The sequence below is a fragment of the Streptomyces sp. BE20 genome, assembly GCF_036322525.1.
Classification (GTDB): domain Bacteria; phylum Actinomycetota; class Actinomycetes; order Streptomycetales; family Streptomycetaceae; genus Kitasatospora.
In genome coordinates this window covers 1-13,124 of record NZ_JAQYWW010000341.1, presented here as the reverse complement: position 1 = coordinate 13,124, position 13,124 = coordinate 1, and the positions used below count along the sequence as shown (strand labels likewise).

Here is a 13,124-nt window from a genome sequence, read left to right as displayed (position 1 = left end):
CGACCCGCCGCGATGCGGCAGGTCGGGGCTTACGGGACGCTCGGCCCGGTCGGATCAGGTGATGTCGTCCATCTGCTCGTGCCGGGCCGCGGGCACCGACGCGGAGGCGGTCGGCGTGCCGGAGGCCTCGATCGCCTCGGCCCCGGAGACCGGCGCCACCGTGAGGTCGACGTGGGACGCCTCCTCGTCGCTCAGCTCCAGGTCCGGGTTGCGGCGGGCCCGGCGACGGTCGTTGATCATCGCGATACCCACCGCGACGAAATACAGCGCCCAGATCGGCGCGGCCAGCGCCAGCATGCTCAGCGGGTCCGCACTCGGGGTGGCGAAGGCCGCGAAGACGGTGATGCCCATCACCATGCCGCGCCACCAGCCGAGCAGCCGCTTGCCGGTGACGACGCCCACCAGGTTGAGCATCACCAGCAGCAGCGGGAACTCGAAGGCCAGGCCGAAGACCAGCACCAGCCTGGTCGCGATGTCGAAGTAGTCCGCGGGCGGCAGGATCGGCGTGGTGTCGTTCGGGGTGAACGAGATCAGCACCTCGACGGTCATCGGCAGCAGCAGGATCGCCAGCCCGACACCCGCCAGGAACAGCGGCGCACCGCACACCATGAAGATGACCGTGTACTTGCGCTCGTGCTTGTGCAGGCCGGGCGCCACGAACGCCCAGAGCTGGTACAGCCAGACCGGCACGGTGGCGACCACACCCGCCGTCAGGGCGACCTTCAGCATCCAGTTGAAGCCCGCGGTCAGGCCGATGGTGGAGACCTGTGCGCAACGGCCCTCGGATTCGAGGATGACCTCGGGGGTGCACTGCGGCAGGGGCTTGAGCAGGAACGACTCGATCTGCTTGTGGTAGATCAGCGCGACGATCGTGAACACCACGATCGCCAGGACCGACTTGACCACGCGGTTCCGCAGTTCCCGCAGGTGGTCGGCGAGGGCCATCCGCCCCTCGGGATCCTTGGGCGCCTTCTGCGCCTTGGTGAGCTTGCTCAACCCCGGTCCTCAACTCGTGCGTCGAGGCCCGCCGGTCGGCGGGCCTCCAGTGGTCGCGTGCGTCGCGTGCCTCGCGTGCGCGTCTTCACGGCGGGACGTGTTCAGTGCGCCCGGCCGCCGTCGGACGCGGCAGCACCGGCGGACCGTCCCGAGGGCTGCTCGCTCACCGGCCGGGAGGTCGCGGACGCCCCCGGCGCGGACTGGATGGTCTTCGCGGCGACGTCGTCGGCCACCGCCGGCGCGGGCGGGGCCGAGGCGTCCGCCGCCCCCTCCGAACGCATCGCCTGGGTCTCGCTCTTCAGGATCCGCATCGACTTGCCGAGCGAACGCGCCAGGTCGGGCAGGCGCTTGGCCCCGAAGAGGAGAATGGCAAGGACCACGACCACCAGAATCGCGATCGGCGAGATCCGCATGCTCGACCACCTTCAGTCTCGGCGGCACCGGCGGGCCGCCCGCTGCGGGGATGGTAACCGCTGCGGATGACACCGTGACGACGGCCGCCCGAACAGGACAGCGGCCCCCTCGCACTCAGGAGCCTGCTGAGAGCGTAACGCGCCGGTACCCCCGTACAGCAGCCCCCCGGCACCCCCGACCGCCGATCCCGGCAGGTCGGCCCGGTCCGGAAGAGGTCGGACGACCGCGGGCGGGAGCGGACGGACGGCGTGGAGCGGACGGACGGACCGGACGGACGGCGCGGACGGGAGGCGACACGGCCGCCGCGCGGGCTCCGGGGCCGACCCGCGACGGCTCGGGGTCAGGAACGTCCGGGTGCCGAGGCCGCGAGGTCGCCGGCCGCCTCGGCGAGTGCCCGGGAGGCGGTGTCCACTCCCTCGGCCAGCGCCCGCACGTCCAGCCAGAGCCGGACCGCGAGGACGCCGAGCACCAGCAGGCCGGCGGTGGCGACGAGGACGGCGGCGACGAGCATCCAGGACATGGCCCCACCCTATCCGCCGCCGCGGGCCGCGCCTCCCCCGCTCGGCCCCGCCCCGCCGCCCGCTCAGCCCTCGGCCGGCATCAGCCGCATGGTGCGCACCCCGGCCACGGTCAGCGCCGCGACGATCTTCTCCCCCGCGGGCTTGCGCACGGCCGCCCCGCAGAGCGGGCAGCCGAAGCTGTAGTGCGCCTGGGCCGGAGTCCGGCCGAACGTGAGGCGAAACTGCTCGGCGGGCAGTTCCACCTTCTCCCGGCACTCCGAGCAGTAGACCTTGAATCTGGTACCGGCGGGCTCCACGGCTCAGACCAGCCCCTCCCCGTAGTGGGCCAGCGCCTCCAGCGCCGCCGCCCGCGCCTGCCCGGCGAGCGCCGGCGGGGAGACGATCCGCCCGTCCCGGCCCAGCCGCAGCGCCAGCGGGCGCAGCTGCGAGGGGTCGGCGCTGCGCAGGGTGATCCGCAGCCCGCCGTCCGGCAGCTCCTCGGCCCGGTCGTGGGTGTAGTACTCGGCGACCCAGCGACCGCCGGAGGACACCTCGACCACCACCTCGGGGTCGTCGGCCGAGGGGTTGACCAACCCCCCGGAAAGGTCGCGCGGCTCCCGCTTGGGCGGATCGGCGGGGACGTCCAGCACCCGGATCTCGGCGACCCGGTCGAGCCGGAACATCCGGTGGTCCTCGGAGGTCCGGCACCAGGCCTCCAGGTAGGTGTGGCCCTCGGTGAGCAGCCGGATCGGGTCGACCTCGCGCTCGGTCATGCCACCGCGCCCGTGCGAGTAGTAGCGCAGCCAGAGCCGTCGGCCCTCGCTGAGCGCGCGGTCGATGTCGGCGAAGACGTGGCTCTCGGCCTCGAAGGTGACGCCGACCCGGGCGCTGCCCTCGGCGTTCTCCCCGGCCGCGTTCTCGATCTTGGCGACGGCCCGGGTGAGCGCCTCCCGGTCACCGGCCCGCAGGCCGGGCAGCCCGGCCACCGCGCGGGCGGCGACCAGCAGGGCGGTCGCCTCGTCGGCGGCCAGCCGCAGCGGCTGCGCGACGTCGTCGACGTTGTGCCACCAGATCCGCTCGCCGTCGGTGTCGATGTCGAGCAGGTCGCCGCCGCGGAAGCTGGTGCCGCACATCGGGAGCACGTTGAGGTCGCCGATCAGCTCGCGCTCGGTGATGCCGAACGCACGGGCGACCTCGGCCACCTCCGCGCCGGGGCGCTCGCGCAGGTAGGTGACCAGCGAGAGCATCCGCCGGGTCTGGTCGATCGCGTTGCTCATGCCCGCACACCCTCCACCACAGTGCCGGCCACCGCGCGCAGCCGGTCGATCACGTCGGCCCGCAGCTCCTCCGGCCCGACCACCAGGACGTCCGGCCCGAACTCCGCCAGGTCGGCGCCGAGCCCGTTGCCGTACGGGATCTCCAGCTCGTCCCAGCCCTCGTCGGTCCGCCGGGTGGAGAGCGCCTTGGTGCGCAGCGGGAACCCGGCGCCGCGGCGGATCCTCACCACGGCCGTGGCGGTGGCCCCTTCGCCGGCGAACTTGGCGACGGTGGCCCGGACGTCCACGTGCTCGGGCACGGTGCCCAGGAAGGCGCCGGAGCGGGCGCGGATCTTGCCGGTGATCCGGCTGAGCCGGAAGACCCGGGCGTCCTCGCGGTCGCGGTCCCAGCCCGCCAGGTACCAGTGGCCGCGCCAGCACTCCAGGGCCCAGGGCTCGACGCTGCGCTGCTCGGCGGCGGCGGCCCCGGCCTTGCGGTACTCGAAGGTGACCGGGCGGCGGTCGCGGGCGGCGGTGAGCAGCGGCTCGAACGCGGCCTCCCGGGCCGGGATCCGCGGCTCCAGGGCCGGCCGGCCCTCGGTCTCGGTGAACGGGACGCCGGCCGCGCGGAGCTTCTGCAGCGCGCCGCTGGCGGCACCGGACATCTTGGCCTGCTGCCAGACGCGTGCCGCGAGGGTGAGCGCGGCGGCCTCCTCGGCGTCGAGGGCGATCTCCGGCAGCCGGTTGCGGTCGGCGCGGGCGAGGTAGCCGAGCTCGCCGTCGAGGGCGTTCTCGTCGACGTCGATGACCAGTCCGAGCTCGCGCAGGTCGTCCTTGTCCCGCTCGAACATCCGGTTGAAGGCTTCCTCGCTGCTGTTCTGCCAGGCCTCGCGATACGCCTCGATGGATTCCCGCAGCTCCTTCTTGGAGAGCGGACGTCTGGTGTTCATCAGGCACAGGGCGAGATTCATCAGCCGCTCTGCCTTGGCGATCGCCATCGCTGACCCTTCCGGTGTGCCGCGCCGCGCGCGGGGTGTGCCCGCCGGGCCGTCGTGGGACCCGGCGGGACCGACCGTACCGGTAGCGGTACGCAGTGCAAAAGCCGAGTCCGGAAACGCGTGGGGCCGCACCCCGTTCCCGGGGTGCGGCCCTGCGTCACGACCGGTTTCAGACGCCGATCAGGTCGACCACGAAGATCAGGGTCGAGCCCGCCGGAATGGCCGGGGTCGGCGACTGGTTGCCGTAGCCCAGGTGCGGCGGGATGACCAGCTCGCGACGGCCGCCGACCTTCATGCCGGCGACGCCCTGGTCCCAGCCCTTGATGACGCGGCCGCCACCGAGCGGGAACTTGAACGTCGAGCCGCGGTTCCAGCTGGCGTCGAACTCCTCGCCGGTCGCGAAGGTCACGCCGACGTAGTGGACCTCGACGACCTGGCCGGGCTTGGCCTCCTCGCCGGTGCCGACGACGATGTCGCGGATCTTGAGCTCGGCCGGCGGGTCGCCGACCGGGAAGTCGATCTCAGGCTTGCTCACTGTGCCTCTTCTCACGGTTGGTTCGGTCCATGACCAAGCGGCGGGCGCCCGCACCCCCGGTCCGTTCCCGGACCACGGTACGGGCGCCCGCCGCCCGTCCGGGCACGGGCCACGCGGCCCGGCCCGAAGGTCACACGCACACCATTGTCACCCGAAAGTGGATCAGCCCTGACCGGCGTCGAGAATGTCGACGACGAAGACCAGCGTGGAGTTGGCCGGGATGTCGCCCTGGGCCTGGTCCTTGTAGCCGAGCGACGCCGGGATGACCAGCTCGACGCGGCTGCCGATGGTCTGGCCCTCCAGGCCCTGGTCCCAACCGGCGATGACCTGGCCGCCGCCGAGCGGGAAGGAGAACGCCTGGCCCTTGCTGAGCGAGGAGTCGAAGACCTTGCCGTCCTTGAACAGCGCGCCGGTGTACTGGACGAGGATCTTCTCGCCCTTCTCGACCTTGCGGCCCTCGCCCTTGATCAGGACGTGGGACTTCAGCTCGGTCGGGTCGGCCGCGCCGGCCACCGGCGTGATGTCGGCCGGCTTCTTGCCGTTGTCCTTGACCTGCGGGAAGTCCGCGGGCGGCGGGGTCACGGTGCCGCTGACCACGGCGTCCGGGGCGTTGCTGTTGCGGATGTCGATGACGAAGATCAGGTTGTCCTTCGCCCCGATCGACATGCTCGGGTTGCCCTGCGCCCCGAAGGCGGCGGCCGGCGGGGCCACCACCAGCAGCCGGCTGCCGGCCTTCTTGCCGACCACGGCCTGGTCGAGCGCCGGGATCAGCGCGTCGGTGCCGGCCTGGAAGATCTGCGGCTTCCCCTTCTCGTCGTACGAGGAGGGGATGTCCTTGCCGGTGTTCCAGTCCTTGCCGGTGTAGTCGACCGAGGTCCAGGAGTTCTTCTCGACCTTGGGGCCGGTGCCCTCGGTGAGGACCTTGACCACGAAGTTGCCGTCCGACTGGTCGGCGGGCACCTCGATGGTGGCCTTCTTGCCGAAATCGCCGGTGACCGTCGGCAGCACCTTCGCGGTGTCCTTGATCGGCGGGACCGGGTCGGCGGTCGGCGTGGCCGGGGCACTCTTGGCGGCGTCCGGCTTGGCGGCGGCGCTGTCCGACGAGTCGTCGTCCTTGTTCACCAGGTACAGCGTCACGGCGCTGCCGATCAGCAGCACGGACAGCACGGTGCCGAGGATCACACCCAGCTTGCCGACGTTCCCCGGGTTCTCGTCGTACCCGGCCTCGGAGGTGTCCTGGCGGCGCACGGTCGACGCGAAGATCTGCGGGGTCTCGTCGGTCTTCGTCGCGCCCGTCGGCCGCGGGGCATCGCCGGGCTGGGCCCAGCCGGCCTGCTGCTTCAGGATCGACGGCGGTACGACGATCGACTCGCCGTCGCCCGGAAGCGGGCCGCCGGGCCGCGAGTCTGCCGGGTCACCGGCGGAGTTTCCGTTCGCGGTGCCGGCTCCGCCCGGGCTCGACGCTTTCTCAGACATGACTCCCCATCCATCTCGCCACGAGGTCTTCGAGGTCTACGGCCGGCGTGGTGGGCGCCGGAGTGCTGTCGCACTGCGCGCCCGGACCCCGGACGCCGGCGGCGCCTACCACAGTGCGAGGGCAGTATGACAGGTCAGGATGAGGGCGGGCGCTTCCCTGTACGAGCGCCCGCCCAAGCGTACGGAATCGCCGCGGCCTTTCCCAGGCCGCGGCGGAGGCTACACGGCCTCCAGGATGTCGATCACGAAGACCAGCGTCGAGTTCGGCGGCACCGCGCCCTGCGCCTGGTCCTTGTAGCCCAGGGCCGGCGGCACCACCAGTTCGACCCGGCTGCCGACGGTCTGGCCCACCAGACCCTTGTCCCAGCCCTCGATCACACTGCCGGTGCCGATCTGCAGCGCCTGCGCACCCCCGTGGCTCCAGGAGGAGTCGAACTGCTGGCCGTTGCTCCACAGCACCCCGGTGTACTGCACCACCAGGGTCTGTCCCTCCTTCACCTGCTTGCCCTCGCCCTTGATCAGCACCGCCTGCTGGAGCTCGGTCGGCGGGGCCTGCCCCGGCGGCACAGTGATCGTCACCGCGGCCTTGCCGTTGTCCTTGACCTGCGGCATGGTCGCCGGCGGCGGCGTCATGGTGCCGGAGAGCGTGGCGTCCGGCGGCAGGCTCTCCATGATGTCCAGTACGAAGACCACGGTGTCCCCCGGTCCCACCCCGAGCTGGGTGCTGCCCTGGGTGCCGAAGGCGGCGGCCGGCGGGGCCACCACGAGCAGCCGGCTGCCGACCTTCTTGCCGATCACGCTCTGGTCGAAGGCGGGCACCAGCTGCCCGCTGCCGGCCTGGTAGAGCTGCGGCTTGCCGCCCGCGTCGTACGAGCTGGGCAGGTCCTTGCCGGACGACCAGTCCTTCGCGGTGTAGTTGACCGTGACCCAGTCGCCCTTGTTGACCGTCGACCGGTCGCCCTCGCTGACGGTGTTCACCACGAACTGGCCGCTCGGCTGGCCCTCGGGGAGGGTGATGGTGGCCTTGCTCCCGAACCCGCCGCCGGACAGCGTCGGCATCGGCGAAGCCTCGTTCACCGGGGTCGGCACGGTGGGGGCGACACTGGGCGACGCCGTGGGCGTGGCCGGGCTGGCGGGTCGGGTGGAGCTGCTGCAGGCCACCGCCAGCAACAGGGGCAGGGTGAGAAGCAACCCGGCGGTGCGGCGCACGGTGTTCCTAACTGTCGGTCAAAGTCGGCTCTCCGGACTCGACGGACAGCGTATTCCCCGACGGTGCCCGGCCCCGGTAGACACCACCGGGCCCGGGCTCCGCAAAGATCACACCGCCGGGGGGACGCCGCACCCCGGCGGCGCCCCCGTTCAGCTCACCACCCCGTGCGCTCACATCCCCGCGATGAGCTTCTCCACCCGCTCGTCGACCGACCGGAACGGGTCCTTGCACAGCACCGTCCGCTGCGCCTGGTCGTTCAGCTTCAGGTGCACCCAGTCGACGGTGAAGTCGCGGCGCTGCTCCTGCGCCCGGCGGATGAAGTCACCGCGCAGCCGGGCCCGGGTGGTCTGCGGCGGGATCGACTTGGCCTCGAAGGTCTTGAGGTCGGTGGTCACCCGGAGCGCCTGGTTCTTGGCCTGGAGCAGGTAGAACAGGCCCCGCCGGCGGTGGATGTCGTGGTACGCGAGGTCGATCTGGGCGACCCGCGGGTTGCTCATGCTCATCTGGTGCTTCTCGCGGTAGCGCTCGATGAGCTTGTACTTCATGATCCAGTCGATCTCGGTGGCCACGTCGTCCAGCCGCTCGGTCTTCACGGCCTCCAGGGTGCGGCCCCACAGCTCCAGGACGCGCGCGATGGTGCCGGTGTTGATGCCCTTGCGGTCGGCGAACTCCAGCGCCTTCGTGTAGTACTCCTCCTGGATGTCCAGCGCGCTGGCCTCCCGGCCGTTGGCCAGCCGGACCTGGTGGGTCCCGGTGAGGTCGTGGCTGACCTCGCGGATCGCCCGGATCGGGTTCTCCAGGGTGAGGTCGCGCATCACCACGCCGGCCTCGATCAGCCGGAGCACCAGGTCGGTGGAGCCGACCTTGAGCAGGGTGGTGGTCTCGGACATGTTGGAGTCGCCCACGATGACGTGCAGGCGCCGGTACCGCTCGGCGTCGGCGTGCGGCTCGTCGCGGGTGTTGATGATCGGACGGGAGCGGGTGGTCGCCGAGCTGACGCCCTCCCAGATGTGCTCGGCCCGCTGGCTGACGCAGTAGACCGCACCGCGCGGGGTCTGCAGCACCTTGCCGGCGCCGCAGATCAGCTGCCGGGTCACCAGGAACGGGATCAGCACGTCGGCCAGCCGGGAGAACTCGCCGTGCCGGGCCACCAGGTAGTTCTCGTGGCAGCCGTAGGAGTTGCCCGCCGAGTCGGTGTTGTTCTTGAAGAGGTAGACGTCCCCCGCGATGCCCTCCTCGTGCAGCCGCCGCTCGGCGTCGACCAGGAGTCCTTCGAGGATGCGCTCGCCCGCCTTGTCGTGCGTCACCAGCTCGACGACGTCGTCGCACTCGGGGGTGGCGTACTCGGGGTGGGATCCGACGTCGAGGTAGAGGCGGGCACCGTTGCGCAGGAACACGTTGCTGCTGCGGCCCCAGGAGACTACGCGGCGGAAGAGGTACCGGGCCACCTCGTCCGGGGACAGCCTGCGCTGCCCGCGGAACGTACAGGTGACGCCGTACTCGTTCTCCAGCCCGAAAATTCGGCGGTCCATGGGCCATCCATTCTCTGATGGGAGCTGTCCGAAACCGCCTCCGCGGCGCCGTCCGGGCCGCCGCAGGGGCACCGGGGTCCCTGCGCCGGTCGTTCGCCGGCCGCCGCGGGGACCCCGCAGGCACTACTGGTCGGAGGCGGCCGGCGGGGTGGCCGCCGGCTTCTCCTCGTCGTCGGTCTCGGCGGACTCGTCGCCGTCGAGGAGCCGGGCGAGCTGGCCGCCCAGGATCCGCTTGAACTTGCGCTGCTGGAAGCGCTGGCGGTCCAGCACCGCCACCTCCAGCTGCTCGGGGGTGAGGGTGCGCGGGCTGCCGCCGTTGGGGTCGCGGGCGAGCGAGTCCACGGCCACCTTCACCGCGTCGGTGAGCGAGAGCCCGGTGCGGTGGCGCTGGCCCAGGTAGTTGCCGATGGAGTCGGCGTTGCCGCCGACCACCACGTAGTTCTGCTCGTCGACGACCGAGCCGTCCGGGGTGAGCCGGTAGATCTGGTCCTCGTCGGTGGTGCGGCCGACCTCGGCCACGATGAGCTCCACCTCGTAGGGCTTCTCACCGACCGAGGAGAAGATGGTGCCGAGCGTCTGGGCGTAGACGTTGGCCAGACCCCGCGCGGTGACGTCGGCCCGGTCGTAGGAGTAGCCGCGCAGGTCGGCGTAGCGGACGCCGCCGATGCGCAGGTTCTCGAACTCGTTGTAGCGGCCGACCGCGGCGAAGGCGATCTTGTCGTAGATCTCGGAGACCTTGTGGAGCGCCCGGGAGGTGTTCTCGGCGACGAAGACGATGCCGTCGGCGTAGGTGAGCACGACCACGCTGCGACCGCGCGCGATGCCCTTGCGGGCGTACTCGGCGCGGTCCGCCATGGCCTGCTGGGGCGAGACGTAGAACGGTGTCGACACCGGCGGTCGTCCCTTCCTTGGTAGGTGTGGCGCGGCTAGAGCAGCGGGGCCTGCGGGCCGTTGGGGCGGCCCAGGCGGTGGTCGGTGATGGAGACGACGATGTCGGAGACCTCGGCGTCGGTGAGCCGGCGGAAGCCGTCCTCGGTGATCAGCGACACGATCGGGAAGATCCTGCGGGCGAGGTCCGGGCCGCCGGTGGCGGAGTCGTCGTCGGCCGCGTCGTACAGGGCCTGGACGACCGCGGTGGAGGCCTGCTCGGCCGTCAGGTCGTCGCGGTAGAGCTTCTTCAGCGAACCGCGGGCGAAGACCGAGCCGGAACCGGTGGCGGCGAAGCCGCGCTCCTCGGAGCGGCCGCCGGTGACGTCGTAGTTGAAGATCCGGCCGCGGCCGAGGTCGAGGTCGTAGCCGGCGAAGAGCGGGACGACGGCCAGACCCTGCATCGCCATGCCCAGGTTGCCCCGGATCATGGTGGTGAGCCGGTTGGCCTTGCCCTCCAGCGAGAGCACGGTGCCCTCGATCTTCTCGTAGTGCTCCAGCTCCAGCTGGAACAGCCGGACCATCTCCACCGCGAGGCCGGCGGTGCCGGCGATGCCGACCGCGCTGTACTCGTCGGCCGGGAAGACCTTCTCGATGTCCCGCTGGGCGATCACGTTGCCCATGGTGGCCCGGCGGTCACCCGCGAGGACCACGCCGCCGTCGAACACCGCCGCGACGATGGTCGTCCCGTGCGGGGCCTGGACGATGCCTTCGGGCAGGCCGCGCCGGCCCGGGATCAGCTCCGGCTGGTGGTCGGCGAGGAAGTCGAGGAACGACGAGGACCCCGGGGTCAGGAAGGCAGCCGGTAGACGCCCGGTGCCACGAGTGTTGGCTTCCACACGATTCCTTCCAGGTAGCTTGAAGCGCGCGCTGCCCGCACCCTACCCGCCGGACGATCACTGTCCAGTGCGGTGGAGGGCCGGACCGGGGCGGACGGACGGCTCACGCCGCCCGCCCGCCGTTCTCGGTCGCAACCGCGAAATTCCGGAATACCCGCGCAGGGGTGCCGGGCTTACTGCCCGCCCTTTTGCACGAACTGCCGCACGAAATCCTCGGCGTTCGACTCCAGGACCTCGTCGATTTCGTCCAGAACCGCGTCGACGTCGTCGCTCAGCTTTTCCTGGCGTTCCTTGAGCTCGTCGGAATTCTGCGTTTCCGCGGCCTGCTCCTCGACCTCCTCGGAGGAGCGGTTCGCCCGCTGCTGGCCGCCGTCGGTGTCCTTGCTCGCCATTTCCCTCACCCCGCTCGATCGTCTGGCACGGTTTGGTCGTTGCTTGCTGCACCGACCCTATACACAAGGTGCGACTACCCGCTTCCGGTTTGCCGGGGCGCATCCTGTCCAACACCCGCTGCCACCCCGGATGATTCCCATTCGCCGGGAGTTCACCCGTGGTGATCGGAAAACTACCCGCCGGAGAGCACCCGGAGCAGGTCCTCCGCGGTGCGGCAGCGGTCCAGCAGCTCCTTGACGTGGTTCCGGGTGCCGCGCAGCGGCTCCAGGGTGGGAACCCGCTGGAGCGAGTCCCGCCCCGGCAGGTCGAAGATCACCGAGTCCCAGGAGGCGGCCGCGACGTGCTCCGCGTACTGGTCGAGGCACCGCCCGCGGAAGTACGCCCGGGTGTCCTCCGGCGGCTTGGTGACGGCCCGCGCGACCTCGTCCTCGGTGACCAGCCGGTCGAACCGCCCGCGGGCCACCAGACGGTTGTAGAGGCCCTTCTCGGGGCGCACGTCGCTGTACTGGAGGTCGACCAGCTGGAGCCGCGGACTGTCCCACTCCAGGGCGTCCCGGCTGCGGTAGCCCTCCAGGATCTCCCGCTTGGCGATCCAGTCCAGCTGGCGGGAGAGCGACATCGGATCGCGCTCCAGCCTCCCCAGCACGTCCTCCCAGCGCGCCAGCACGTCCACGGTCTGCTCGTCGGCGTCGGTGCCGAAACGGTCCTCGACGTACTTGCGGGCCAGCTCGAAGTACTCCAGCTGGAGCTGGACGGCGGTGAGCCGGCGCCCGCTGCGCAGCGTGATCAGGTGTTTGAGCGTGGGGTCGTGGGAGACCCGGTGCAGGGTGCGGACCGGCTGGTCGACGGCCAGGTCGGAGGCGATGAAGGCGTCCTCGATCATCGCCAGGACCAGGGAGGTGGTGCCGAGCTTGAGGTAGGTGGAGATCTCGGAGAGGTTGGCGTCCCCGATGATCACGTGCAGCCGGCGGTACTTCTCGGCATCGGCGTGCGGCTCGTCGCGGGTGTTGATGATCGGGCGCTTGAGGGTGGTCTCCAGGCCGACCTCGACCTCGAAGTAGTCGGCCCGCTGACTGATCTGGAAGCCGTTGGCCGAGCCGTCCTGCCCGATCCCCACCCGGCCGGCGCCGGTGACCACCTGGCGGGAGACGAAGAACGGGGTGAGGTGGCGGACGATGTCGGCGAACGGCGTCGCCCGCTTCATCAGGTAGTTCTCGTGGGTGCCGTAGGAGGCGCCCTTGTTGTCGGTGTTGTTCTTGTACAGGTGGATGTTCTGCCCGTTGGGCAGTTCCAGGGCGCGCTGTGCGGCGGCTGCCATGATCCGCTCGCCGGCCTTGTCCCAGAGCACGGCGTCGCGCGGGTTGGTCACCTCGGGCGAGCTGAACTCGGGGTGCGCGTGGTCCACGTAGAACCGCGCGCCGTTGGTGAGGATGATGTTGGCGAGGCCGATGTCCTCGTCGGTCAGCTGGCTGGCGTCCGCGACGTCCCGTGCGAGGTCGAAGCCCCTGGCGTCGCGCAGCGGATTCTCCTCCTCGAAGTCCCAGCGGGCCCGCCGTGCCCGGTGCATCGCCGCCGCGTACGCGTTGACGATCTGGGACGAGGTGAGCATGGCGTTGGCGTTGGGGTGCCCCGGCACGGAGATCCCGTACTCGGTCTCGATGCCCATCACGCGCCGTACGGTCATGCGGCCCTCCTTGCCCGGTGTACCGCCCCCGACGGGCGGAACACGCTGACGTACCGCTGTGCAACACCGGCGCCGGCCGTCTGCCTGCGAACGGTGGGTCGAGCCTAGAACGCGGCACCGACCGGCGGGCCCCGAGACGCGCCGTCCGGCTGCGGGGCCACGAGGCACCACAGCCGGACGGGGCGCGGGTTCCGGGACCGCCGACGGTCCGGACCGGATCGGTTACAGGTACTGCCCGGTGTTGGCGACAGTGTCGATCGAGCGGCCGGACTCGGCACCCTGCTTCCCGGTGACCAGGGTCCGGATGAAGACGATCCGCTCGCCCTTCTTGCCGGAGATCCGGGCCCAGTCGTCCGGGTTGGTG

The 13,124-nt window shown here is 71.2% G+C and carries 14 protein-coding genes and 1 pseudogene; all 15 read right to left on the bottom strand.

Going from position 1 to position 13,124, the window contains the following annotated elements; translation table 11 throughout:
• Positions 1–54: 54 nt before the first annotated feature.
• Positions 55–945: a twin-arginine translocase subunit TatC gene (gene tatC, locus PUR61_RS02090; protein ID WP_443034528.1), complete on the bottom strand. Its 891-nt coding sequence runs from the start codon at positions 943–945 to the stop codon at positions 55–57.
• Positions 946–1,097: 152 nt separating this feature from the next.
• Entirely contained in the window at positions 1,098–1,409 is a 312-nt protein-coding gene (tatA, locus tag PUR61_RS02085) for a Sec-independent protein translocase subunit TatA (protein WP_329874977.1), read from the bottom strand.
• A gap of 341 nt (positions 1,410–1,750) precedes the next feature.
• Complete coding sequence (locus PUR61_RS02080) at positions 1,751–1,930, bottom strand: hypothetical protein (RefSeq protein WP_329874975.1); 180 nt, start codon at positions 1,928–1,930, stop codon at positions 1,751–1,753.
• A 63-nt stretch (positions 1,931–1,993) separates the two neighbouring features.
• Positions 1,994–2,227: a hypothetical protein gene (locus tag PUR61_RS02075; protein WP_329874972.1), complete on the bottom strand. Its 234-nt coding sequence runs from the start codon at positions 2,225–2,227 to the stop codon at positions 1,994–1,996.
• A gap of 3 nt (positions 2,228–2,230) precedes the next feature.
• Complete coding sequence (locus tag PUR61_RS02070; RefSeq protein WP_329874971.1) at positions 2,231–3,187, bottom strand: helix-turn-helix transcriptional regulator; 957 nt, start codon at positions 3,185–3,187, stop codon at positions 2,231–2,233.
• Positions 3,184–4,164 carry a helix-turn-helix transcriptional regulator gene (locus PUR61_RS02065; RefSeq protein WP_329874970.1) on the bottom strand — a complete coding sequence of 327 codons (981 nt, stop codon included), beginning with the start codon at positions 4,162–4,164 and terminating at the stop codon, positions 3,184–3,186. Before PUR61_RS02065 ends, PUR61_RS02070 begins: the two co-directional genes overlap by 4 nt.
• Before the next feature lie 169 nt (positions 4,165–4,333).
• On the bottom strand, positions 4,334–4,714 hold the full coding sequence (locus PUR61_RS02060) for an FKBP-type peptidyl-prolyl cis-trans isomerase (protein WP_329874968.1): 381 nt from the start codon (positions 4,712–4,714) through the stop codon (positions 4,334–4,336).
• A 147-nt stretch (positions 4,715–4,861) separates the two neighbouring features.
• Positions 4,862–6,175 carry an FKBP-type peptidyl-prolyl cis-trans isomerase gene (locus PUR61_RS02055; RefSeq protein WP_329874967.1) on the bottom strand — a complete coding sequence of 438 codons (1,314 nt, stop codon included), beginning with the start codon at positions 6,173–6,175 and terminating at the stop codon, positions 4,862–4,864.
• Between the two features lie 219 nt (positions 6,176–6,394).
• Positions 6,395–7,384, bottom strand: coding sequence for an FKBP-type peptidyl-prolyl cis-trans isomerase (locus tag PUR61_RS02050; RefSeq protein WP_329874965.1), 990 nt, complete (start codon positions 7,382–7,384; stop codon positions 6,395–6,397).
• Between the two features lie 171 nt (positions 7,385–7,555).
• Positions 7,556–8,917, bottom strand: coding sequence for a Pup--protein ligase (pafA, locus tag PUR61_RS02045; RefSeq protein ID WP_329874963.1), 1,362 nt, complete (start codon positions 8,915–8,917; stop codon positions 7,556–7,558).
• A gap of 123 nt (positions 8,918–9,040) precedes the next feature.
• Positions 9,041–9,808, bottom strand: a complete 768-nt coding sequence (gene prcA, locus PUR61_RS02040) for a proteasome subunit alpha (RefSeq protein ID WP_329874961.1) — start codon at positions 9,806–9,808, stop codon at positions 9,041–9,043.
• Positions 9,809–9,843: 35 nt separating this feature from the next.
• Positions 9,844–10,638, bottom strand: a complete 795-nt coding sequence (prcB, locus tag PUR61_RS02035) for a proteasome subunit beta (protein WP_329875040.1) — start codon at positions 10,636–10,638, stop codon at positions 9,844–9,846.
• Positions 10,635–10,712: pseudogene (locus tag PUR61_RS02030) on the bottom strand (endonuclease VII domain-containing protein); the annotation flags it as partial. The pseudogene PUR61_RS02030 and the gene prcB, both read right to left, overlap by 4 nt.
• Before the next feature lie 144 nt (positions 10,713–10,856).
• A complete protein-coding gene (locus PUR61_RS02025; RefSeq protein WP_329874959.1) occupies positions 10,857–11,075 on the bottom strand; it encodes a ubiquitin-like protein Pup in 219 nt (72 codons plus the stop codon).
• A 173-nt stretch (positions 11,076–11,248) separates the two neighbouring features.
• Positions 11,249–12,760: a depupylase/deamidase Dop gene (gene dop / locus PUR61_RS02020; protein ID WP_329874957.1), complete on the bottom strand. Its 1,512-nt coding sequence runs from the start codon at positions 12,758–12,760 to the stop codon at positions 11,249–11,251.
• Positions 12,761–13,124 lie beyond the last annotated feature (364 nt).